At 33.8% G+C, this 26,197-nt stretch carries 14 protein-coding genes; all 14 read left to right on the forward strand.

Translation table 11 applies throughout. The annotated features are described in order from the left end of the window. The coding region (locus tag DES33_RS05275) for a stalk domain-containing protein (protein ID WP_249033613.1) at positions 1 to 553 on the forward strand (553 nt) is incomplete at its 5' end. 10 nt (positions 554 to 563) lie between these two features. Next, positions 564 to 1,478 carry a CD1107 family mobile element protein gene (locus tag DES33_RS05280; protein ID WP_110058303.1) on the forward strand — a complete coding sequence of 305 codons (915 nt, stop codon included), beginning with the start codon at positions 564 to 566 and terminating at the stop codon, positions 1,476 to 1,478. 84 nt (positions 1,479 to 1,562) lie between these two features. Beyond that, a complete protein-coding gene (locus DES33_RS05285; RefSeq protein WP_110058304.1) occupies positions 1,563 to 2,162 on the forward strand; it encodes a type IV toxin-antitoxin system AbiEi family antitoxin domain-containing protein in 600 nt (199 codons plus the stop codon). Next, positions 2,159 to 3,001 carry a nucleotidyl transferase AbiEii/AbiGii toxin family protein gene (locus DES33_RS05290; RefSeq protein WP_110058305.1) on the forward strand — a complete coding sequence of 281 codons (843 nt, stop codon included), beginning with the start codon at positions 2,159 to 2,161 and terminating at the stop codon, positions 2,999 to 3,001. Before DES33_RS05285 ends, DES33_RS05290 begins: the two co-directional genes overlap by 4 nt. A gap of 259 nt (positions 3,002 to 3,260) precedes the next feature. Next, a complete protein-coding gene (locus DES33_RS09805; RefSeq protein WP_249033616.1) occupies positions 3,261 to 3,338 on the forward strand; it encodes a hypothetical protein in 78 nt (25 codons plus the stop codon). Between the two features lie 215 nt (positions 3,339 to 3,553). Further along, the gene (locus tag DES33_RS05300) at positions 3,554 to 5,272 is read left to right on the forward strand and encodes a DNA topoisomerase 3 (RefSeq protein WP_110058306.1); all 1,719 of its coding nucleotides are present in this window, start codon (positions 3,554 to 3,556) and stop codon (positions 5,270 to 5,272) included. 1,063 nt (positions 5,273 to 6,335) lie between these two features. After that, a complete protein-coding gene (locus tag DES33_RS09950) occupies positions 6,336 to 6,638 on the forward strand; it encodes a TnpV protein (protein ID WP_408583246.1) in 303 nt (100 codons plus the stop codon). Between the two features lie 536 nt (positions 6,639 to 7,174). Continuing rightward, positions 7,175 to 14,923, forward strand: a complete 7,749-nt coding sequence (locus DES33_RS05305) for a helicase-related protein (RefSeq protein ID WP_428839414.1) — start codon at positions 7,175 to 7,177, stop codon at positions 14,921 to 14,923. Positions 14,924 to 15,189: 266 nt separating this feature from the next. Next, positions 15,190 to 16,110 carry a single-stranded DNA-binding protein gene (locus tag DES33_RS05310; protein WP_110058308.1) on the forward strand — a complete coding sequence of 307 codons (921 nt, stop codon included), beginning with the start codon at positions 15,190 to 15,192 and terminating at the stop codon, positions 16,108 to 16,110. A gap of 94 nt (positions 16,111 to 16,204) precedes the next feature. Then, positions 16,205 to 16,576, forward strand: coding sequence for a metal-dependent transcriptional regulator (locus DES33_RS05315; protein ID WP_101540565.1), 372 nt, complete (start codon positions 16,205 to 16,207; stop codon positions 16,574 to 16,576). Between the two features lie 411 nt (positions 16,577 to 16,987). Continuing rightward, positions 16,988 to 17,743: a thioesterase II family protein gene (locus DES33_RS05320; protein ID WP_101540567.1), complete on the forward strand. Its 756-nt coding sequence runs from the start codon at positions 16,988 to 16,990 to the stop codon at positions 17,741 to 17,743. Then, positions 17,730 to 18,425, forward strand: coding sequence for a 4'-phosphopantetheinyl transferase family protein (locus DES33_RS05325; RefSeq protein WP_110058309.1), 696 nt, complete (start codon positions 17,730 to 17,732; stop codon positions 18,423 to 18,425). The genes DES33_RS05320 and DES33_RS05325 overlap by 14 nt, the downstream gene beginning before the upstream one ends. Next, entirely contained in the window at positions 18,422 to 20,008 is a 1,587-nt protein-coding gene (locus DES33_RS05330; protein ID WP_110058310.1) for a (2,3-dihydroxybenzoyl)adenylate synthase, read from the forward strand. The genes DES33_RS05325 and DES33_RS05330 overlap by 4 nt, the downstream gene beginning before the upstream one ends. Before the next feature lie 12 nt (positions 20,009 to 20,020). Continuing rightward, positions 20,021 to 26,185, forward strand: a complete 6,165-nt coding sequence (locus DES33_RS05335; RefSeq protein WP_110058311.1) for a non-ribosomal peptide synthetase — start codon at positions 20,021 to 20,023, stop codon at positions 26,183 to 26,185. Positions 26,186 to 26,197 lie beyond the last annotated feature (12 nt).

The following is a 26,197-nucleotide window of genomic DNA, read 5'->3' on the forward strand; positions in this document are numbered from 1 at the left end:
GGACGAACTATTGAAAGCTGATGACAAGAACATCCTAAATCAATTTGATCTTAACAAGATGAAAAAGCAAGAGGAACAACAAGGTAAAAAACAAGTTAAAGATGAAAAAGAATTTGCAGTTTTCCAAGTAGACAAAAACTTCTATAACATTATCAACAAAGATGGTAAGACAACAGTATATATGGATGTAAAAACTTATGTGGATCAAGGAAGAACTATGATTCCAGTAAGATATATTGCTTATACTCTAGGTTTTAATGTTGAGTATGACAACTCTACTCGTGAAGCTATTTTCTCCAATAAAGAGAATAATATCTTAGCTAAAAAGACATTAAGACTAAATATTGATACTGGCGTTATGAAAGATTCAGATGGAAAGGTCTACAATTCAGATGTTAAGCCAGTGATTATAAATGGAAGAATTCATGCTTCAATTTCAAATATTGCTAAAGCCTTTGGAGCAAGTCATGGGGATATTAAAGATGGAAAAGATCAAACCATTGAATGGGACAAAGACAAACAAGCTGTCTATGTCTTTAAACACGTAAAGTAAGGAGATATTTATGAGAAGAATCAAAAAGGGAGCAAGTCTAGTCTTGCTCCTTACCCTATTAATATTACCAATGAATGTTTTTGCTGGAACAGAGGGAGTAGTTAAAGAAAAAGGGCAAGAAATCTATGAACCTGAAAATCAAAAGGAAGGCTTAGACCAGCTTTTACAAAAAGAAGATCTTTACAGTCCTTCAAATGAAGAAATACCCTATCAAGATGTACCTAAAGTTCCGGAAAGGAAGGAAGAAAAAGTAAAGCCAGTAAACGGAGGTAATGAAAAAGCCATTAATCCCCTTGCCACAAAAGAAAATAAGGCAAGGGGGACAGTTATTGAAAATGTGGATAGACAAGATAAAGATATTACCCCTAAAAAAGAAGAAATTGTAGAAGAAAAGGAAGCAACATCCGTCAATCCTGAGCAGACAAATGAAAGTTCAAATCAGAAGTCTTTAGATATGAGACAGTTTTTAACCTTTCAAACAAAAAGCGGAAAGACCTTTCACTTAATTGTAGACCATGGAGAACACGAGGAAAATGTTCAGTTATTGACAGAGGTGGGAGAACAGGATCTTTTAAATATGATAGAAGGAGAGTCGGATTTTAAGCCTAAAAAGGAAGAGGTAAAAAAAGTTGAACCTGAAAAAGTAGAAGAAGTTAAAGAAGAAGTCAAGGAGGAGAAAAAATCAGGAGCAGGGCTATATCTATTTGTAGGTTTGATTGTAGCAGGAGTTCTTGGAGCTGGCTACTACTTTAAGGTTTATAAGAAAGAGGAAGATGAAGAAGACGACACCATCTATGATGAATGGGAAGATGAATATGAATACGACGGGACAGAAAAAGATGAGGATTTCATTGACGAAAATCCTTTAGATGAAGACGAGCAAGATACCGAAATATTAGTTCCAGATGAAGATGACTTTGAATAAAACACAGCACAGTTGTCTTTTAATCTCGTATAGGATATAATATATGCGATAAATTAAGACTATTGTTTATAAGGCGGTGAGAAAATGTCAGCTTTAAGGGAGAATATTTTAGAAACTATAAAAAGAAATGGTGGAACCATTACCATAAAAGAAGCAGAGGAAAATAATATTAGTCCAAAAAAATTACAGAGGATGGTAAAGCAAGGTAGCCTAGAGAGGGTTGCCAGAGGTCTTTATCTACATCCGGAATTTTTAGAAGATTCCTATTATATTTTTCAACATCGAGCACCTAAAGCTATTTTTTCTCATGAGACCGCCCTTTATCTTCACAAATTAAGTGATGAAAATCCCCATAAGATTATATCAACGATTCCATCAGGATATAATACATCTATGATTAAGGAAAGAGACAAGTATCTTTTCTACTATTTGAAAGAAGATTTATGGGAAAAAGGACAAGAAAAAATCAAAAGTCCCTTTGGAAATTTGGTTTACGTATATACAAAAGAAATGACCTTAGTGCAAATGATTAGTAAGCTTAACGGCTTAGATAAAGATCTCGTTCTTACAGCATTAAAAAGAGGTTTAAAGAACGCAGAACTAGATAAACTTGAACTATTAAGATATTCTAAATACTTTAAGTGTGAAGAACAAATGAGAAACTATTTGGAGGTTCTTATATGATATTTACAAGTCCCAGACAATTAAAAGATAAAATTAGAAATGCAGAACAGAAATATAATCTTCCGGCAAATACACTTTTAAATTATTATATGATGGAACGCTTTCTTTGCAGACTCTCTAGTAGCGAATATAGTGATAACTTTATTATTAAAGGGGGATTTCTAATCTCTTCCCTTATTGGGATAGACATGAGATCTACCATGGATATAGACACGACAATAAAAGGAATTCCTGTAAATGAAGAGTCAATTAGGAAGATAATTGAAGGAGTTATAAAAATAGAATTAGAAGATAATATTACCTGGGCAATTGAAAAAATACGCTCCATTCACGAGGCTGGAGAATATGACGATTTTCGAATAACTCTTATTGCAACATTCTTTAATATGCAAACACCCATAAAAATTGATATTACAACGGGAGATTGTATCATTCCTAAAGAGGTAGATTATAATTATCAACTTCTTTTTACAGATAAAAGTATCGACATTAAAGCTTACCCCTTGACCACAATTTTGGCTGAAAAGATAGAAACTATTTTATCAAGAAATGTTTTAAACACTAGAGCGAGAGATTACTATGATATATATATTTTAACAAAACTAAATCCTCAGTTAGACTATGAGGGGTTAAGGAAAGCTCTTATAATTAAGGCTGAGGAAAGGAATAGTTTGGAATATATACAAAATTCACAAAAATACCTGAAGGAGATTAAGGCAAGTAAAGAGCTTAAGGATATATGGGATAATTATAGTAGAAAAAACCAGTATTCTAAAGAGATAGATTGGAATGATATATTAGCCACAATAAATGAAGTTCTTACCAAACTAAGTCTTTAAAACTCGTATCAAAGAACAATAATACGAATAAAAAGGACGAAAATGGAACTTTAAATTTAGACGTTCAAGATTTAGAAATAGAAAATTCGTTTTTACAGTTTTGAAAAACTTAAATTATGAGGGTAAAAGTGAGGGTTAATGTGAAGGTCAAAATGAGGGACAAAATGTCGGTCAAAGTGTCGGTTAAAATGTCGGTCAAAAATTAAAGCCTGACGATAGGCGTAAACAAATTATTAAGATTATCAAAGATAAGTCACAAATCACGGCTCTAAATTTATCAGAAATTTTCTCTGTGTCAGAACGTACCATAGAGAGATTTAAAAAGCTTAGCATATAAAAAAGCAATAGAATATATCGGCAGTGCAAAAGATGGCTATTGGGTAGTTAAAAAATAGTATAGAAATATAAGGGTGGTTGTGTTATCTTAATAAAGGATCAAGCCCTTACCATCCGTGGTAGGGCACTATATAGTTTACAATTAAAAAATATCATAACTTAGGCGATAGAGAAAAAAATTTCATCTATCGCCTTTTTTAATGCAAAGGAGGCAATATGCAACTAGTAATAGCAGAGAAACCGAGTGTGGCAATGAGCATAGCCAAGGTTCTCGGTGTAAAGAATAGACAAAACGGATATATGGAGGGCAATGGCTACATCATAAGTTGGTGTGTAGGCCATTTAGTGGGATTAGTTTCTCCAGAATTTTACGATGAAAAATATAAGAAATGGGATATGGAGGACTTGCCCATTTTTCCTAAAGAGTTTAAATACTACGTCCTTCCCAAAGTAAAGAAACAATTCTCCATCTTAAAAACACTAATGAACAGAAAAGACATTAATGAAGTCATAAATGCCTGCGATGCTGGAAGGGAGGGGGAACTCATTTTTCGACTTGTATATAAGCAAGCAAAGTGCAAAAAAGACATAAAGAGATTATGGATTTCGTCCATGGAAGACAGAGCAATTAAAGAAGGCTTTGAAAAGCTAAAAGAGGGTCAGGACTACGATAATTTATTTGCTTCTGCTACGGCCAGGGCAAAGGCGGATTGGCTGGTAGGCATGAACTTAAGTAGACTTTACTCCCTTTTATATAAACAAAATTACTCGGTAGGTAGAGTCCAAACACCAACCCTTGCCCTAATGGTAAAAAGAGAGGGAGACATTCAAAGCTTTAAAAAAGAAAAATACTATACAGTAGAGCTTGATCTAGATGACTTTTCTCTAACAACAGAAAGAATAGATAATCCAGATATCGCTGAACAGTTAAAAAACTTAGTCCCAGAGACTATAAAAATAGATTATGTGGAAGAAAAAGAAAAAATCACAAAACCAGATCTGCCATTTGATCTAACTACACTACAAAGAGAATGTAACAGATATTTTGGCTACTCTGCCAAACAAAGCCTTGACTATGCCCAAAGTCTCTATGAGAAAAAATTGATTACTTATCCAAGGACGGATAGCAGGTATTTAACGGAGGATATGATTACAAGCCTTGTAAATAATATATTAGGGAAAAATGAATTTGATACGGATAGAATCAAGGTCATTTTTAATACCAAGAAAGTAACAGACCACCATGCCATTATCCCCACTGCAAGTGCAAGCATTGAAGAGATTGAGAGCTTACCGGAAAGCGAAAAAAGAGTCTTTAAACTCATTAAAAATAAATTACATGCCAGCTTTTCCTATCCACTTAAAGAAAAACTCACGAAAATAATAGCTGAATTTGATGGATTTGAATTTACAACTAAAGGAAAGACAGTTATAGATGGAGGATTTACAAAATATCTAGAAGATTACAAGCCTAAAGATAAGAAAGACAATCCCCTCCCTATAGTCAATCCAGGAGATGAGTTTAGCATAAAAGAAAAAACCATAAAAGAAAAATACACCCAGCCTCCTAAGCCCTATACAGAAGAAAGCCTTTTAAAAGCCATGGAAATAGCAGGAAAAGAGGATATAGATAAAAGTATTGAGGTAGAAAGAGTGGGGCTTGGAACACCAGCCACTAGGGCGGGGATTATAGAGAATTTAATCTATAAAAAATACATCAAAAGAGAGGGGAAAAATCTTATTCCGACGCATACAGGCTCGGCGGTAATAAGCATAGTGGCTGAAGACCTAAAAAATGCAAAACTAACATCTGATTGGGAAACGAAGCTTTATTATATATCCAAAGGAAAAGTCAAGGCAGAAGATTTTGTAAAAGAAATAGAAAACTTTATCAGTAAAGAGATAGATAAATATAAACATGTAAAAGGCCTGTAGCCATGGTAGACAGTAAAGATGCCTTTACTAATATACCTGAGAAAAGAAGATAACAAGGAAGGAGAAAAAATGGCAAGATACAATTTCAAGGAAGTAGCAGAGATATTAAATGCCACAAGAAAAGAGATAGCTAATCCAAGTTATTACACGGATTTTCTAAAAACCTTGGGCAATAACTATAAATATACTTATGCCCATCAACTAAGTATTTACTCTATAAGTCCCAATGCTACAGCTTGTGCAGAGTACGACTATTGGAAAAGCATTGGAAGAAGTGTAAAAAGAGGAGAAAAGGGCATCCCAATTATAGACTTTGAAACAGGCAAGGTAAAATACCTTTTCGATGTACTACAGACGGTAAACTATCAAAACCATATTGCCGAAGTTAAGGTATGGGAATATAAAAGGAAAGACCACCTAAAAGCCTTAGATTATCTAATAGACGATACGGTTGGACTTAATAGCCTAAACTATTTATCGGAAGAGGAAAAAGTTTCTGCTCTAGCGGAAACTTATGTTAAAGGAAGCTATTATCAGATTTTAGATAGTCTATCAGAAGAAAGCTTGACCTCTTACTCAAAAGTAAATCTAATAAATTTTTTAACAGAGTCTGTAAAAGTGGCAACGAGTGCCAGGATGGGCATAGGCTATATCCCTAATATGGAGAATCTAGAACTAATAGGCAGCTTATCCAACAAGGAAGATATGGACATCCTTTTAGGAAGCATTTCCCAAACCAACAAAAGTCTGCTCATAGATATAGGTAGAGCCATTACAAGAGAGGAATTTATTAAAAGAAACTTACAAAATGAAAATAGGGAGCAGACAAAAGGGCTTAAGGAGCGTTATAATACAATTACTCAAAATGAAATGGACCCAAATAAGGTTAAAAATATAGGAGGTAGTGAAGATGGCAGAGATGATAACCATAGCGGGCAAAAAATACCAGAAACAAGGGGAGGAATACATTCCAACATTGAAAGAGACACCTTTCGAGAAAGAGGGAGGGACCTACCGACTGGAGATGGTAGACCAACACGAGATGATGATTCCCAATATCCAAATGCCGATAAAGCTAGACATAGGGAAGCTGAACAGCTTTGGCAGGGCAAGGTTAAAATTTCTCAAGGAACACAAGGAGAACAGCTATCAGATTATGATGATGGAAGAAAGACTAATGGACCATCTGATGGATATAGAGAATCAAGTGGAAGAATTTCTGAGACAGGAAGAAAGAAAGATGATGGAAAGCTGGGGACTGACCTTAGAAATGAAGAGTCAGAATCTGGAGAAATATTTGAAACTGAAAAAGAACATGGATATGGAACTACAGGAGATAGCGATGAAGGAAATCGTCCTAGTATAGAAGATGAACGACAAAAAAGGGAAGCTCAGGCTTCCTTTTTTAATGAGAAAAATTCAGCAAGTCAAATTCGATTTACTAGTCCCATAAGTCAAGAAGAGATTGACCAATTTCTTATCCATGGAGGAAACATTGAAGGAGGCAGACTCCCTGTAATCGCTGAGTTTTCCAAGGGAAAGGATACTGAAAGTCAAATAGAATTTTTAAAGAAAAATTACCAAGGAGGAAATGGTCTTCTCATAGATGGCAGAGAGCTTTCAGCCTACTTTACAGATAGAGGAATGGCCCTTTCGGAAGGAAGAAAAATTGGAGACCCTCCTGATAAAGTTCTTTCTTGGGAAGAGATGGCTACAAGGATAAATGAACTCTTAGACAGGGGATACTTTGCAACAAATGTAGAAATAGACGAAAGCCAATCTTATGAAAGAAACCGTCTATCAGAAGCCGTTCTGTATATGTATAGGGATATAGCTGAAGATTATGAGGGCCAATACTTCACTTTTCTTTCAGCTTTGGTTACTGGAAGCTTTCCAGATAGTATGGAAGCTCTAAGTAAAGAATTAGAGGATAAGGATTTTAGGAATACACTTGTCCAAGAATATGAGGACTTTTTAAGTGCTTATAAGCAAAATCCACAAATTCTAAGATTTCACTATCATAAGACGGAAGACTTATTAGAAAAACTTAAAGACCTTGATATTACAAGAAAAGATTATGTAAGACTATTAAGAGATATTCAAAATCCTAATGCCTTTATTACTCAAGATGAAATTGATGATGTTTTAAGGGGAGGAAGTGGTTTCGTCCAAGGCAGGGAAAGAATATATAACTATTTTATAGAAGACCACAGTCTAAAGGAAAAGGCCGACTTTCTAAAGTCTGAATATGGGATAGGAGGCAGTTCTCCCGGGATTTCAGGAGATAGAAATAGTAACCAGTGGCATGATGGGAAAGGTATTAGATTAGAAAAAGAGTTCGCTCCTTCTATTGGTCTTAATTGGAACGAAGCAACAAAAAGGATTACTAATTTAATAGCAAAAGACCAATACCTAGAAGCGAAAAAAGAAATTGGTATAGAAAGTCAAAACCAAGAACAAGAAGTAGAGACAAAGGTTAAAAGTGAAGAAGATCTACCTGTTACAGACAACAGTTTATATATTGAACAGGGCTTTGATGGAAGCAAGACCTACTATGTAGATGGAATATCCCTAGCCTATATGGAAGAAAACGGACGACTGGTTTTCTATGATGATCAAATAGACAACGAGTTTAAGGAAGAGTTAATAAGAATCGCTCACGAGATTCAACAGGCCTATCCTTTAGATTATATAGAGGACGGCATCGTCTTAGAAGGAATAAATGATACCTTCTATATCAAAGATAGAGAAACGATAAATGGTATCGAATACTATCTTCTAGAAAGTCAAAGGGAATACGAGGATGTTCCTAATCTTATTGTCAATAAGGCAAGGGAAATTATAGATGATGATATTATAAATGGTTTTGATGAATTTAGAGAATTTCTTGGAGATAAAGGCCTCGAGCAAGGGGAAGAAACCCAGATAGACACTATAGCCGTAAAGGTCGGTCAATATTACGGACTTGTAGATAGGGAAGAGCTTAAAGATATTGGGCTTACCGCTGATGGCAGAAGGGTCTATCCAGAGGACAATCTTAAAGGTCAAGTTTACCCACTATATAAGGGAGAGACTTTTGAAGATAGCCAAAAGATTGATGCCCTATTTGATCGTCTTGTCGTAAAAATGAAAGATACAAATCTTATGGATTTAAATGATCTTTTTTATATTGAAAACCAAGGTCTAAGGGAAATAGAGACGGATACAGTAACAAAAGAAATAGAGGGGATAGATTTTTATATCTCATCATTTGGCCAGCAGTTTCCAGACTATTCCAATGATATTTATGTTTCCAATAAAAACCTTGAAATAAACGGAGCCTATCAGTCTATTGCCTATATTAATAAGGACAATGAAGTAAACTATAGATTTGAGCTTACAGGGGATATTAAAGAAGCTATTGAAGGCATAAGGGATAAAAAAGAAATCATCTCAAGGCTTATTCAAAAAGAGATAGAAGATCATCAGGTCTATTCCTTTGACCCACAAGGAGAAATCTTTACTTTAGACCATGTGGATGTGGAAGAAAACTTACTCAATCCACCGAAAAGTCTTCCCCAAGAAGAACAAAAGGGAGCTTATACAGAAGATCTTGCCCTAGATATGAAAGAATTGAAGTTAAAGCAGGTCCTTAAATGGAAGGACTATATTATTTCTGAAAACACAGCTATTTCTTATGACTCCTACAAGGAGATCCTTGATAATCTGCCCTATTTATTAGATGATGATCACAGGCAAGTCCTTCTTCAAGGCTACTTAAATGAACAAGTAGAAAAGGCTAAAGAAATGGAAGGAGATCTAGAGCCTATCTATAAGATAGGCATGGAAGTAAGCTATGACGGCAAAGAATACACCATCGCAGATATTAAAAAATATGAAGACTACAATACGATGACCTTAAAGGATAATGAAGAATATCTTGGTGGTTTTATTAAAAATAATGTTATTTTGCCCTATGGCAGAGAAAAAGATTTAAAGCTTAAAATCTTAAAAGAGCCAGAAAAGGAAATAAGTCAGTTAGATTTTAAGGACCTAATCGGACCTGGTGGGCAAGAAGTTCAAGCAAAAAGCTTTGATTCTGCGGAACGAATAAAAAGCGTAGAGAAAGAAGAAACTAGGGAAGAAAAGCCAGATAAAAATCGAGATTCTGAAAGTATTGAAGAAGTAACCGATACGAAAAACTACAAGATCCTTTCTAGTGAAGATGAAATCCCTTTACCACCGTCAAAAAGGTTAGAAAACAACATCAAAGCCATAGGCTTATTAAAGACGCTGGAAAAAGAAGATCGAATACCCAGTGATGAAGAAAAAGACATCTTAGCAGGCTATATAGGTTGGGGCGGATTGGCAGATGTCTTTGACGAAGAAAAAGAAGGACAGTGGCTAGAGGCAAGGAACTTCTTAAAGGAAAATCTCACAGAAAAAGAATACGAAGATGCCAGAGCTTCCACCCTTACCGCTTTTTATACACCAAATTTTGTTATAGAAAGTATTTATTCCACCCTATCCAAGATGGGCTTTAAAGAAGGAAATATATTAGAGCCATCCCTGGGCACAGGTAGATTTATAGGTAATCTTCCAGAAAGTATGGAAAAATCAAAAATCTATGGCACAGAGTTAGACCCCATCTCAGGAAATATTGCCAAGATTCTATATCCAAAAGCTAATATAGAAATTAAAGGCTTTGAAGAAACTAATTATTCCAATAATCTATTTGATCTTGCCCTAGGCAATGTTCCCTTTGGTGAATATAAGATAAATGATCGTGACTATGAGAAAAACAACTTCTTCATCCACGATTATTTTTTTGCCAAAACTTTAGACAAGGTAAGAGATGGAGGTATAATCGCCTTTATCACTTCTTCAGGCACCATGGATAAAAAGAATGAAGATGTAAGAAGGTACATCTCAGAAAGGGCGGAATTTCTAGGGGCTATAAGACTTTCCAACACCACCTTTAAAGGAGAAGCAGGAACAGAGGTTACTTCAGACATTATCTTTTTGAAGAAAAGGGATAGGCTCTTAAAGATAGACGAAGACTGGCAGAGTTTAGAAACAGATAACCAAGGCCTTACCTATAACAAGTATTTTGTAGAACACCCTGAAATGATTATGGGAAAAATGGAGGAAGTATCGGGACCTTTTGGCAAGACACTAAGCTGTATTGATACAGAAGACAACTTAAAAGAAAAGCTAAAAGAAGCCATTTTAAACATTGAAGGGACCTATGAGGAAATGGAAAGGGAAGAAGTATTCCAAGAGGCAAAAACCCTACCGGCAGATGATAGGGTCAAGAATTTTTCCTATACCCTAATTGATGACAAGGTATATTTTCGAGAGCAATCCTTGATGTTTGAAAAAAACTTAAGTGAGAAGGATAAAAATAAGGTTAAGGCTTATATAACTGTAAATGATGCTCTAAGAGAGTTAATTGACCGCCAAAAATATGACTTCACAGATGAAGAAATAAAAAAATCTCAAGCTAAGTTAAATAGGGTTTATGATGAGTTTAATAAGGACTACGGAAGATTAAACAGTAGGGAAAACTCAAGGCTATTTAGGGAAGACAGCAATTACTCCCTCCTATCTTCCATTGAGAACCTAGATAAAGAGGGAAACTTTATCGGCAAGTCCGACATCTTTACAAAGAGGACGATAAAAAAGCAACAAGTTATTGACCATGTGGACAATAGTCAAGATGCTCTAATCCTATCTGTAAGCAATATGGGAAATATTAACTTCCCCTATATGGGAGATTTGACAGGTAAAGATCGAAAGACCCTTATAAATGATTTAAGAGGGGAAATCTTTTTAAACCTTGACAGCTACAATCCAAAAGATCTAGACCCCTTTAAAACCGCCTTGGAAGATGATGACTTTGCTAGAGCCTATGTAACGGCAGATGAATATTTGAGTGGCAATATTAGAAAAAAGATAGACGTCTTAAATTCCTATATAGAAAATATCGAAAAAGAACTCTCTCAAGAAGAAAGAAACAAGGTTGCCATAAGTTCGGACTACACTATTTACAGTCTAGAGGAAAAAGAAGCCTTAAGAGAGGAACTCAACCAGCTAAACTATCAAAAAGAAAAACTAAAAGAAGTTATGCCTAAGGCCTTGGAAGCGGGGGAAATTTCTGTTCGTTTAGGGGCTACTTGGATAGAGCCTGAAGTTTATGAAGAGTTTATGTTTCATCTTTTAAAGACACCAGGTTACGAAAGATATAATATCCACTTGAGATATACAGAAGTAACGGGAGAATGGAGAGTTGAGGGTAAAAGTTCGGATAAATCCAACGATCTTGCCAATCTAACCTACGGAACAAGTAGGGCTAATGCCTATCGACTGATAGAAGATACATTAAATCTAAAAGAGACAAAGATCTATGACCGCTTTGAAGAAGATGGGAAAAAGGTATCTGTTCTAAACAAGGAAGAAACCATGCTTGCCGGACAGAAGCAGGAAATTATAAAGGAAGAATTTAAGAACTGGATTTTTGAAGAACCTAATAGGCGTAATCGATTGGTTAATAAATACAATGAACTTTTTAATTCCACAAGACTTAGGGAATACGATGGAAGCAACTTAATCATGGAGGGAATGAATCCTGAAATTGAGTTAAGAGTTCATCAGAAGAATGCTATTGCCAGAAGTCTTTACGGAGGTAATACACTACTAGCCCACGAAGTGGGAGCAGGAAAGACCTTTGAAATGATAGGTATTGCCATGGAAGGAAAAAGACTAGGGATTCATAATAAGTCTCTATTCGTAGTTCCCAACCATATTACAGAGCAGTTTGGCAGGGAGTTTATGCAACTTTACCCAACGGCAAATATCCTTGTAGCTACTCAGGAAGATTTTCAACCAGCTAAGAGAAAGAGATTTTGTGCTCGTATAGCGACTGGCGGTTATGACGCCATCATCATTGGCCATTCCCAATTTGAGAAAATTCCCATGTCTAAGGAAAGACAGGAATATGAAATCCAAAGTCAAATTGATGAAATATTGGACTATATAGAAGAATATAAAAGGGATCGAGACCAAAGATTTACCGTTAAGCAATTAGAAAAGACCAAGAAAAAATTAGAAACCCGACTTAAGAAATTAAATGATGACTACAAAAAAGATAGTGTAGTTACCTTTGAAGAATTAGGTGTTGATAAGCTCTTTGTAGATGAAGCCCATGCTTATAAAAATCTCTATTTATTTTCAAAAATGCAAAATGTAGCGGGCATATCCAATACCGATGCTAAGAAGTCTTCAGATATGTTGATGAAATGTCGCTATATGGATGAAATCACCGACAATAAGGGGATTGTCTTTGCTACAGGAACGCCAGTTAGTAATAGTATGGCCGAACTCTATACCATGCAAAGATATTTGCAATATGACAGGCTCAAAGAAATGGGCTTAAATCATTTCGACTCTTGGGCATCCACCTTTGGAGAAACTATAACCGCCATAGAACTTGCTCCTGAGGGCAACGGCTACCGAGCAAAAACTCGTTTCGCCAAGTTCTACAACCTTCCAGAACTTATGAATACGGTAAAGGAATTTGCAGATATTAAGACTTCAGATGTTTTAAATTTACCAGTACCAAAAGCCCACTATGAAACCATTAAGACGGAGCCAAGCCAAGAACAAAAGCTTATATTGGAAAGCCTTTCTGAAAGGGCTGACAAGGTAAGAAACAAGCAGGTGGATTCAACTGTTGACAATATGTTAAAAATAACGGGAGATGGGAAAAAACTAGCCTTAGACCAAAGGCTTATGAATCCATTACTACCAGACGATGAACATTCAAAAGTAAATACCTGTGTGAAAAACACCTTTAGCATCTGGGATAAATATAAGGATCAAAGATCAACTCAGCTTATTTTTTGCGATATGTCCACACCAAGGTCTGATGAGTTTAATGTTTATGATGATATTAAGAAAAAGCTAATGGATATGGGTGTACCTGAAAGAGAGATAGAATATATACACTCTGCAAAAAACAACAAAGAAAAGGACGCTATTTTTGACAAGGTAAGAAAGGGAGAAATAAGAGTCCTTCTTGGCTCAACTCAAAAAATGGGTTCAGGAACCAATGCCCAAAACAAGCTTATCGCCATTCATGACCTTGATATACCATGGAGACCCGCTGATTTACAGCAAAGAGCGGGAAGAATAGTAAGGCAGGGCAATGAAAATAAAGAAGTGCATATCTTTCGTTATGTTACAGAAAATACTTTTGATGCCTATCTATTCCAAACTCTAGAAAATAAACAAAAATATATTTCTCAAATCATGACCAGTAAAACCCCTGTTAGAGTGGCAGAAGATGTAGATGAGGCAACCCTAAATTACGCTGAAATCAAAGCTCTTGCTACAGGCAATCCTCTAATTAGGGAAAAGATGGATTTAGATAATGAAGTATCTAAGTTAAAGATTTTGGAATCCAATTTTAAAACCAATAGATACAAGCTTGAAGATAAGGTCTATAAAGACTATCCCAAGGAGATAGAAAAACTAAAAATTCAAATAGAACATATTAACAAGGACATCTCAAACACAGAGAAATTAAATGAAGATGAAAATAAGTTTACTTCTATTATGGTAGATGGGGTCAAAGAAAGTGACAAGAAACGAGCTGGGGAGTTACTTTTACAGAAAATAAAATCTCTAAAAGTGGGAGAAGACAAGGAAGAAAAGTTAGCGGATTATCGAAACTTTGAGATCTATGGTAGGTATAATTCCTTCTTTAATTCCTATACAGCGATTGTTAAAGGACAAGGAAAGTATTATGGAGAATTTGGTACGGATACCCTGGGAAATATAACCAGACTAGACAATATCTTGGATAAGCTTCCTGAAAGACTGGAAGACACAAAGACCAAGCTAGATACTGTTGAAAAGCAACTTGAAACGGCGAAACTTGAAATCCAGAAAGACTTTCCACAAAAAGATTTGCTCATGGAGAAAAACCTTAGACTCTTGGAAGTTAATAAATTATTAGACCTAGGTCAAAGGGAGGCAGAGGTACAGGCAGATCCTTTGCTTGATGAAATAAAGGGAGAAATAATAAACTTTCTTAACAGAGAATATCAAGAGGAAAACACAGTAGAAGATTTTGATAGGCTCTTTCCTGACATAGAAAATATTGGCCTAGCCTATACGACTACACCAGATGAAAATCATGAAATACAAACAACCCTTGACCTTAAAAACTACAAACTAAATCAATATGTAGACAACACATTAATTAACAGCCAAGCCTTTACTTTTGACCCAGAAGATGCCAGTAGCACTAAGGAATTAGCCCAAATAGCTGCCCATATTAGCCTATGGGACTTTCAAGAACTTGTTTATGTCGATGAAGAAAACCTAAAAAGTGCATTAGGTCTTGAAATAGATGACGAAGGTAACTTTTATGATCCTCTTTCTAAGGATATGGACTTAGATGGCGTTGTAGATAGAAACGATGCAGACTTTCGAGATAACACAGTTCTAGAAATTGGTGACATAGAGGAAAGAGATAAGGAAAAACATTCTATCTTAGACAAAATTAATGAGTATAAAGAACGAATTGAGCACGGAAATAATAAAAAAGAAAAATCACAAAATTTAGAATCCCAACTCAGAGAGGAGGGCGTTCATGGAGCCTTGTAAAGAAGATGTAGGAATTAATAAAGGAGAAAAAAATTTCAAAAATTCAAACAAGAAATTAAAAAATTAGATAGGAGCAATAAGAAGGTTTTTAAAGATATGGACCTTAAGCTAGTAATAGCTAAGGTTCTAAATGAAGAGAGTTTTAAAATAATACAGGATATTTGGATTGAATTAGAAAATAAAAACCTTATTCATGAAATTTGCAAGGATATAGAAATAAGGATTAATGAAATCAACCAGTAAAGAAATCAAAAGAGGAGGAAATAATGAACTTACAGAAAGGCGATACGATAAGGACCAGTTTATCTGATAACACTATTGTTTTAGATATTGAAGACAATCGAGCCACACTATTTACAGGCAATCAGTTTGTAGTGGTAGGAGGTATAGACTTTAATGAAAAGAAAGGTATCTTTGAATGGCAGGGAGGAAGATATGCCGATTCAATAGATAAAGTACCTTTAGTCAAGATTGACGACTTTAGAAAAATGAAAGACTTGCTTTCTGATTTAATGGACAATAGCTATGAGAATTTTGTAAAGGCCATGGTTTCAATTGAAAGCGGGATTGAAAACAAAGAAGTCCTACAAAACGCTTATGACAATTATATGAACGATGACATTATGGGATTAATTGACGATAATTTTGCAAAATATCTTGATGATTATTCACTAGAAAGTGAGCAAAGTCAAGAGATAGAAAAAGAAGAAAGGGTTAGTAGTCCTATAAACAAAGAGGATAATAAAGATTCAAAGGAGAAAGAGAATATGCCAGATGGAAAAAAAGAAAAAGAAAACCAAAGTATTACAGGGAATTTGACAGCTGACCCCAAAATTTCAGAACATACTAGTAAAGATGGGAGGGACTTTAAAGTGGCCTCCTTTTCTATAGCCAGTAATGACAAAGATGGGAATGTAAAATATACTAACTGCTATGCTTATGATAATAAAATTGAAAAAGTTGAAAATCTTAAGAAGGGAGACTTTGTTTCTCTTTTAGGAAAGATGCAAGCGTCACAATCTAAAGAAGGAAAAAGCTATGAAAACTTTAAAGTTTATGGAGTGAAAATTTTAAAAGAAAAGAAGAAAGAATCGGTGATTGGAAATATGAATAAATTTAAAGAAAAATCCAAGGTAAATAATAAAGACAGGGAAAGAAAAAATAAGGTAAAAGAAAATGAAATCTGATAAAATATATCTTAAGGCTCAGATATATAATCATAATAATTGAAATAAAACTATAATATCATGTATATTTGAATTTTGAGAGGAGGGGTTCTCAATAGTACACAGGGAATTTGCAGAAGAAAATTATCTAGAGGCAATTTACATTTTATATAAAAATCATAGAGAAGTTAGAAGCATTGATATTGCAAACTATCTAGAGGTTGCCAGATCAACTGTTCATAAGATGTTAAGAAAGCTGGTAGACAAGGGCTATATCCTTTATGAAGAAGATAAAATAGTACGATTTACAGAAGAAGGAGAAAAGATAGCTAAGAGCATATACGAAAGGCATCTTTATTTGAAAAAACTGTTAATTGAAATTGGCATCGAGCAAAAACGAGCGGAGGAAGAAGCGTGTCAAATCGAGCATATAATCTCTGAAGATAGCTTTCAAAAAATTAAAAAATATTTTGGCAACAAAATTTAAGGACTTTAAACCAAGGCACATGTGAGGAAATCTTCACGTGTGCCTTGTTTTTTTATTGAAAGAAAATAAAAAATATAAAAAATTAATAAAAGCATAAAAAAGCGAAAGCTATTGATGCAAGTTACTGTATGCAAACCTACTCATAACTACTACACATAATGAAAGTAGAAAAAGCCTCTGTACCTAATCAAAAGATTATTTATCAAATAATCTTTCAATATAAATCTGAAATATTAGATATTCTACTTGTAAATTTTAGAAAATGAAAAAGTTTTAGTGAGAGTACAACAAAACAAAGTATTGATATTAAGTATCAATACATGGTATAATATGATTGAGTTAGACACAGCTAACACAAAACAAACAAAAACTCCTTTTAACAGAGAGTTAATTTTTGCAAAGAGGTGTGATATGTCAAAGTGGTTTGAATGCATTAATAAAGATACATATAAGGAGAACAAAAAAGCTAATCTTTTTATCTTTCCTTTTGCTGGAGGTGGTGTCTCTGTCTTTAGAAAATGGGGAGATCAATTTAACAATATAGGAGTTTATGTTGCTCAATACCCTGGGAGAGAATCTAGATTCGGAGAAAGAGCAATAGACAACATAGATGAGTTAGTGTACGAGCTATTTTACAGTTTAAGAGAAAACCTGGATACCCAAACACCATACTATCTATTTGGTCATAGCATGGGTACAAAGATTGTTTATGAACTGACATTAAGGATAAAAGAAAGCGACTTACCCAACCCCAAAGGAATAATTATATCTGCTGGTCGTGCGCCTTGTTACAAGGAACCAAACCCTATATATCACCTTGATGATGAAGGATTTATAGAAGGATTAAGAAGATATGACGGAACACCAGATGAAATTTTAGATAACAAAGATCTAATTAGCATATTTCTTCCGACTCTAAGAGCAGATTTTATTATAGATGAGGATTATCAAGATAAAAAATATGAAAAAGTTGATAGCAACATCCTTGGTTTGATGGGGGACATTGACGAAGAAATGAAGTTGGATGAGTTATTGAAATGGTCGGAATATACAACTAAAAGCTTTTCGTATAAATATATTCCAGGTAAGCATATGTTTGTTAATACTTCCGAGAATAACGTAATAGAAGCTATAAAAGAATTTGTTGGCTTAGATGAAAGTTTATAAGATTGAACTTTTAACGAAAGATGACTTTTATAAGTTTGAAAAATTAGATGAAAGATTCTATTTTTATGACGTCATGTTAGTTGTGGCTAACATGAATGAAATTAAAATTAGAGATCTTGAGAGATGGCTAAGTAAGAGCGAAATAAAAAGATCGAAATCTTACGTATCTGAAATTGCAAAGATAAATTTTGTGATATCCAGAGTCATTGTAAACATCGTCTTTAAAGAAATTCTTAAAACCGACATTGAAAATCTTAACTTTCAAAGAGACAGTAACAACAAGCCTTTCATAGAAAATCCGCAAGGGATTAAATTTAATATATCTCATACAGATGGATGTGTGATAGCGGGATTTTCAAAAAGAGAAATAGGTGTAGATGTAGAAAAAATCAATAAAAGATTTAGCTTTCAAGATATTTTAAAAGAGTGTTTTGTGGAAAAAGAAATAAATCTAATTAGAAATAAACATACACTGTTTTTTAAGTATTGGACTGCAAAAGAAGCATACTTGAAATGGGAAGGCAGCGGTCTATTAAGAAATCCAAAAGAAATAGAAATACTTTATGTGGATGAGAGTTTGATAAAAATCAGAGATAAAAACATGAAAAAAGCAAAGACATTAAAACCTATTAAATTATCTAAAAATTATGTAGGTGCACTTTGCATATCGGAGGAAATATGAATATAGAGTTAAAAGAAAAATTAGAAAAATTCTATGATGAAAATGTTTGGGAGCATAGGACACTGGGCGAATTTATAAGTGACTGTGCAAAAAAATATGGAGATAAAATAGCTGTTATAGATGATGGAAAGAAATATTCATACAAAGATCTGGAGGCAGATTCCATTAAATATGCAAACGGACTTTTGAAGGCGGGCTTTAAGCCTGGAGATAAAATCGTTTTGCAACTTCCTAATTGTTATGAATTTATAGTGATAGCTTTTGCTATGTTCAAAGTTGGAATTATTCCTGCGTTAAGTTTACCGGCTCATAGAGAAAATGAAATGAAGGGAATTATTGAAAAATCAGAGGCGAAAGCTTACATATCGAAGGATAAGTATTTAGGGTTTTCTTATGCGGACATGATTCGTGACATAAAAAGAGAATTACATCATAGCATTGAGGTTTATATTCTTGGTGATAGTCAAGAGTATAAAAATTTTTCAGATCTTGTTGATAATGATTATAATTACAAATTGCCTGAAGTAGATTATAAAAACATTGGTCTACTACTATTATCTGGTGGCACAACAGGAATTCCGAAGTTAATTCCAAGAAGACATTGCGATTATATTTATGTTGCAAAACGCACGGCGCTAAAATGCAAGATGGATGAACAAAGCATTTATTTAGCAGCTCTTCCTATAGCTCATAACTTTCCTTTATGCTGTCCTGGTATTTTAGGAACATTTTCAGTGGGCGGAAAGGTTGTTTTATGTAGAGTAACAAGTCCAGATGAGATTCTCCCCCTCATAGAAGAAGAAAAAGTGACCATAACAGGCTTAGTGCCTGCTGTAGCGAATATTTGTCTGGAATTTTTAAAAGATGGTGATTACGATATATCCTCATTAGAAATCTTACAAATAGGCGGATCGGTATTGGAAGCCTCACTTGCAGAAAAAATTGAAAAAGAATTTAAGGCAAAATTGCAACAGATTTTTGGCATTGCTGAAGGGTTGATATTGGTCACAGACATACAAGACAATTACGATATTAGAATGCATACCCAAGGCAAACCAATAAGTAAATACGACGACATAAGAATTGTTGAAGAAAATGGCGATGATGCACTAAATGAAGACTTTGGCGAACTTATTGTACGAGGACCATACACGATTTATGGATATTATAATTTACCTGAAATCAACAAGAATTGCATGACGGCAGATTGCTATTTCAGAACAGGGGATAAGGCTAGAAGGCTTAAAGATGGGAATTATCAAATAGTCGGTAGAATTAAAGAAACAATAAACAGAGCTGGCGAGAAGATAACACCGCTAGAGCTTGAAGATATTCTCCTTACTCATAAAGACATAGATGGCGTCCAAGTAGTGGGAATTCCTGATGAACTTTTAGGAGAAGCCATAGCAGTTTTTGTCTTAAAGACGAATGAAAAAGAATTAAAACTTGATGAAATCAGACACTTTTTATCTGACAAAAACTTAGCAGAATTTAAATTGCCGGACAGTGTCAGGTATATTGATGATTGGCCATTAACAGCCTTAGGTAAAATAGACAGAAATAAGTTAAGAGAAATGATATGAGAGGAGTTTGAAGTGGAGTCTAATACAATAAAAGGAAAAGCAAAAATAATAATAGAGAGATGGTTAAGTGATATTATTGATGGCTCTAAAATTGACGCTTCTGATAATTTAATCGAAAAAGGACTAAGCTCTATTCAAATAATGCAACTTTCGGGAAAGTTAAAGAAAAATGGAATCATTGTACCCTTTGCTAAATTGATTGAGAACCCATCTAAGGAAAAATGGTTTTCACTGGTAGATACTGCAAAAATCAAAGAAGTTAATCAGGTTAAAAAAGATAGCAAGAAGATTAGTGAAGCATTTCCTCTTACTGATGTTCAGTATTCTTACTTTATAGGAAGAGAAGACGATCAAACCCTAGGGGGTATAGGTTGCCACGCCTATTTAGAGATAGATGGGGAAGGTATAAATCCCGATAGGTTAAATAAAGCTTGGAACATTTTGCAATACAGGCACCCAATGCTTAGAGCTAGATTTATAGACGATGGAAATCAAGAAATTTTAGAAGAACCATATAGTGACAGCATAGAAATTTTTAACTTGTCAGAAAAAGATAAAAAAGAAGTAGAAGTTCAACTCAAAAACATAAGAAATAATATATCTCACAGAAAACTAAAAGTCAAAGAAGGGCAGGTTGCTGATATCAAACTGGCTTTACTCCCTAGTGGTAAACATAGGATATTCTTTGATATAGATTTACTTGTTGCTGATGTAATGAGTATGAGTATTTTGCTTAGAGAATTATCTGAGATTTATGCTGGATTTGAAGAAGAAAAGGCAAGCAAATACACTTTCGCTGATTATATTTATAGTTTAGAAAGTACAGCTGAAGATGACACTAAGGATAAAGAGTTTTGGGAAGCTAAAATTAATTCCTTTGAAATAGAGAGACCAAATCTTCCTATCAAAACACAACCTGAACAAATTAAAGAAACAAGATTTACAAGAAGAAAAAGAATTATTGATAGAGAAGATTGGAAGAAAATTAAAGAAATAGCAGCCACATATAAAACCACTCCATCAATGGTACTTTTAACCTGTTATACATTAGTCTTAGAAAGATGGTGTAATCAAGATAAATTTTTTATAAACATTCCTCTATTCAATAGAGATCTTGAAAATGAAAACCTTAAAAACATGGTTGCGGATTTCACAACATTATTATTGGTTGAGCATGAAACATTAAAGGATGATTCTTTCATAGAAACATTAAAAAGAACTAACAAAACATTTTTAGAAAATGCTTCCCATAGTTTATATAATGGCGTTCAGGTTCAAAGAGATATATCAAAAATCCAAGGATCAAGTGCCAATGTGGCACCTGTTGTTTTTGCGTGCAATATTGACTATCCCCTTGAAACAGAAATATTGAGAAACAATTTAGGCAGGATAGAGTACATGATTTCTCAAACGCCAGGAGTATGGCTGGATTTTCAAAGCTACATAAATGATGGTAATTTGATTCTTTGTTGGGATTCAGTAGATGAGCTTTTCCCAGAAGGAGTACTTGATGATATGTTTGAGTCATTGAATGCTCTTCTGAAATCTTTAACAGATGAATCAAGTTGGAGCAATAAGGTAGATGTACTTCCTGATAATCAGAAAAAAATAAGAAAGCAGGATGTAGAAGGCATTTTACCTCTAAAGTTTCCTGATGAAACTCTATATGACGGTTTTGTAAAAAATGTAAATAGAAATCCTGGTAAAGTCGCTGTTATAGATTCTGAAACCGGAGAGGAGCTAACATACAAACATCTTTACGAGATGTCTTTAAAAATAGCGCATTATTTGATTAAAAATGGAGTAAAAAAAGGGGACTATATAGGAATAACACTTACAAGGGGAAGCAGACAAATTGTAGCTATATTTGGGATTCTTTTTGCTGGGGCGGCTTATGTCCCTATTGGAATTACACAGCCAAACGAAAGAAGAAGTAAAATCTACTCTCAAATTGGAATTAAACATATTATTAGTGATTTAAGAACTAGCGAAGAATGCTCCTTAAAAGAAGAAGACGTAATAGTTTTAGATTTTGACCAAGGAATATCTAATGAAGGAATGTTAGAAAAGATAGTAACTATAAGTCCTTATGATAGTGCTTATATTATCATGACATCAGGAACGACAGGAGTCCCTAAAGGTGTTGAGATAATGCACACCAGTGCCATAAATACATGTGTAGATTTGAATGAAAAATATAAAATAAATGACAAAGATACAGTGCTTATGGTATCAGCCATTGATTTCGATCTTTCAGTTTATGACATTTTCGGCATACTCCATGCAGGTGGCACTATAGTAACAACAAGTGAAGATAATTATAGAAATCCAGATGAATGGATAAAATTGATTGATGCATACAAGGTGACAATATGGGATTCTGTTCCTATACTATTTGACATGCTCGTAACTATGGCAGAAGGCAAAAATATGAACTTGCCATTTAGAGTTGTTATGCTTTCAGGCGATTGGATTACCATAAATCTACCTGAAAGATTTTACAAAATAAGTGAGTATAAAAATTCTTTTGTTGTGGCCATGGGTGGTGCAACAGAAGCCTCTATTTGGTCAAATCACCTAGATGTTCCAAGAATAATTCCTAAAGAATGGATTTCCATACCATACGGGAAGTCACTTAAAAATCAAGTTTATCGAGTAGTAGATGAGATAGGCAGAATTTGCCCCAACTATGTGAAAGGTGAACTCTTAATTGGCGGAGTTGGAGTAGCTAAATGCTACCATGGCGATGAAGAGCTAACTAAGAAAAAATATTTTGAAGAAGACGGGATTAGATGGTATAGAACTGGAGATAATGGAAGAACTTGGAACGATGGTACAATTGAATTTTTAGGCAGAAAAGACACTCAAGTCAAGATTAAAGGGCATCGTATAGAATTAGGAGAAATTGAGGATGCTATTAGAAAATATGATGGGGTCGACAAGGTAATTGTTGATTTTGTTGAAAGAGGCTGGAGTAAGCATCTAGTCGCTTTTGTAAAAAGTGATTTAAGTGCATATGAGGCAGTTGGTTATTCAAATCTTATAAACAATGATTTCTCTTTCATAGTAAAGCCGGAAACATCTTTAATAAATAAGACAGAACTACAAAACAAGGAAATAGACAAAATTGTCGTTAAGGCTGTTATAGACATTTTCAGAGAATATGATGTTGATTTCTCAAAGGGAAGTTATTCCATTGAGGAAATATGTCGAATAATAGATTGCTCAGACTCAAACAAGGTTGTAATCGAAAAATGGATTAGAGAACTTGAAAAACTCAATTATTTAATAAGCAGCAATGGAAGATACAAAAAGAACGAATCTGTTTCGGAATTGACTGTAAACTCAGAGTATGCACGAGCAATTGAACGATTTGCAAAGGAGTTAGAACCTGAGCTTTTGGATATTTTAAAAGGCAAAAAAGACCCTATAGAGGTTTTCTATAGAGAAGATGATAAGTTTTCTTTATCAAAACTAGTTAGAAACCTTACAGGTTACGAGGAGTCCATAAAAAGCATAATAAAAACTTTAAAAAATTATATAGAGAAGAATTCGAATAAGAAATTAAGAGTTTTAGAATATTCCACAAGGAACGAGGAAATAACAGAGGAATTGTTTAATGAGTGCAAAGATTTTATTGATGAATATGTTTATGTTGATAATTCCATCTATTTTGAAAAAGAGCTCTTGAGTCTTAAAGAAAATAGTAAATTCAAGCACGTAACCTTTAAAGGTGATCTAAAAGAAGCTTTAGAAAATGACTATTTTGATATTGTAATAGCATTAAACTCAATCCACAGAAGTGATAATCCTCAGAAAAAATTAAAAGCTTTAGTTGGTTTATTAAAGCCCAATGGATTACTATTTGGCAATGAAATTAATCAATTGAATCTACTGCCTTTAATTACAGCGAATATCTTAGAAAAAAACTTTGAAACTGACAAAGAAGTTAATATAAAGGTTAATAATAGCGAAGTTTTATATCAAAGTGCTACAAAAGACTTAGCTGAAACAAATTTTAACACATTTTTCATTAGAAAATTGCAAAGCAGTGTTGTTTCTTTTGATAATCTTAGAGATTATTTGCTTAAAGAAGTTCCAAGCTATATGGTCCCAACTCATTTTTACCATGTAGATGAAATTCCATTAAATAAAAACGGTAAAGCAGATAGAAAAAGATTGAAAAAGAATTTATATAAAGATCAAGAAAGCTTGAAGACAAGCACAGAAGCAAAAACACAAGCCAGAAGCGATAGAGAGGAATTGCTTTTAAATATATGGAAAGAATCTTTAAACAAAGAAGACATAGGCATAAATGATAATTATTTCTCTTTAGGAGGAGATTCCTTAGTAGCAACAACTATCGTTGGAAAAGTTAGAAATAAACTTGGAATAGTAATCTCCATTAAAGATATTTTTGAAAACTCATCTGTAGTTTCTCTATCAAAATATATTGATGAAAATAAAACAGATGGAAACGGTAACAATTTTCAAAGTATAGTTCCAGACAAAGAAAATTTATATAAACCATTTCCGTTAACGGATGTACAAATGGCTTATTGGATTGGAAGGCAAGGTGTATTTGATTTAGGCAATGTATCGACTCATTGTTATTTCGAGTTCAATTGTCTTGATTTAAATATCAAAAAACTCCAAAAGTCATTAAATGAATCCATTGTATATAATCCTGCTTTAAGAACAATAATATTAAAGAGTGGGGAACAGCAAATTTTAAAGGAAACACCATATGTTTTAGTAGACGTAAATGATGTAAGTGAGTTAAGAAATAAGGATCGAGAAGATGCTCTGCTTAAAATAAGAGAAAATTTGTCACATAGAGTTATAGACTTGAGCGTGTTTCCAACGATTGACTTCAAAGTGGCCAAGCTGACGGAGAATGAATTTAGAGTATTTATAGGCATTGACAATACAATACTTGATGGATGGAGCATGTTTGAATTCTTAAGAGAAATTAAGCTTAGATATGAAGGAAGATTTATCGAAGAGAAGATAGAGATTACTTTCAGAGATTATGTCTTAAATAAAAAGCAAGAAAACAAAAGGAATTATGAAGAAGACAAAGCGTACTGGTTAAATAGACTAGACTCATTTCCTCATGTTCCAAACCTTTCTTTTATGAACAAAGAAAATAGTAATATTGTTCAAAAGTTCAATAGAAAAGAAGCGGTAATTGAAGAAGAAGTTTGGTCAGATGTTAAAAGTATTGCAATAAAGAATGATTTAACACCAACCTCATTACTTCTTACTTTATTCTCACTTATCTTAAATAAGTATAGTGATGATGAAAAATTTGCAATTAATGTGACTCAATTCATGAAGGAGGAGATTCATCCACAAATTCATAAGATAATGGGTGATTTTACAGAATTAAATTTACTTGAGGTGCAGCTGGATAAAAAGAATACTATTATCGAGAATGCAAAGAAATTACAAAATCAACTCATTTCTGATAGGGAACATTCTTCATATAGCTCTTTAGAATTTTTAAGAGAGTTACGAAATGATAAACAACTAGACATTGTTGCTCCAATAGTATTTACAAGCGGATTAGGAATAATGGAAAATGAAAGCAAAGAATTTTTAGCCACTTACAATTACGGAATAAGCCAGACTCCACAAATATGGCTAGATCATCAGGTTTTAGAAATTGATGGAAAGCTATTATTAGTTTGGGATTATGTAAAGGAACTTTTTGATAGCGCACAATTGAACAATTGTTTTGTGGATTATGTAAATATGGTTAAAGAGTTTTCTATTAATAAAGAAAAGCAAATTAAAGATTTTACTAAATTGAATGGAAACCTACAATTAAACAACGAGCGTAAAAATGACAAGAATGAGAAAAGGACTGAATTCGGACACATAGAAGAAAACTCTAATGAGAAGATAGATACAGATAAAACAAACGATAAACATTCTTATAGCGCCGAACTGGAGGAAGAAATAAAAGATTTATGGAGAGAGGTTTTAGAATTAGAAGAGATAGGGATAGAAGATAACTTTTTCTCTTTAGGTGGAAACTCTCTAAATATGATTCAGCTATCAAACAAAATGTTAGAGAAATATAATTATCAGCTTGACTTTAGTGAATTCTTAGAAAATTCAACGGTATACTATACTTTATTAAAAGTTGATGAATATTTAAGGAAAATATAAAGAAGGAGAAGG

Source organism: Finegoldia magna, assembly GCF_003182075.1.
GTDB lineage: Bacteria > Bacillota > Clostridia > Tissierellales > Peptoniphilaceae > Finegoldia > Finegoldia magna.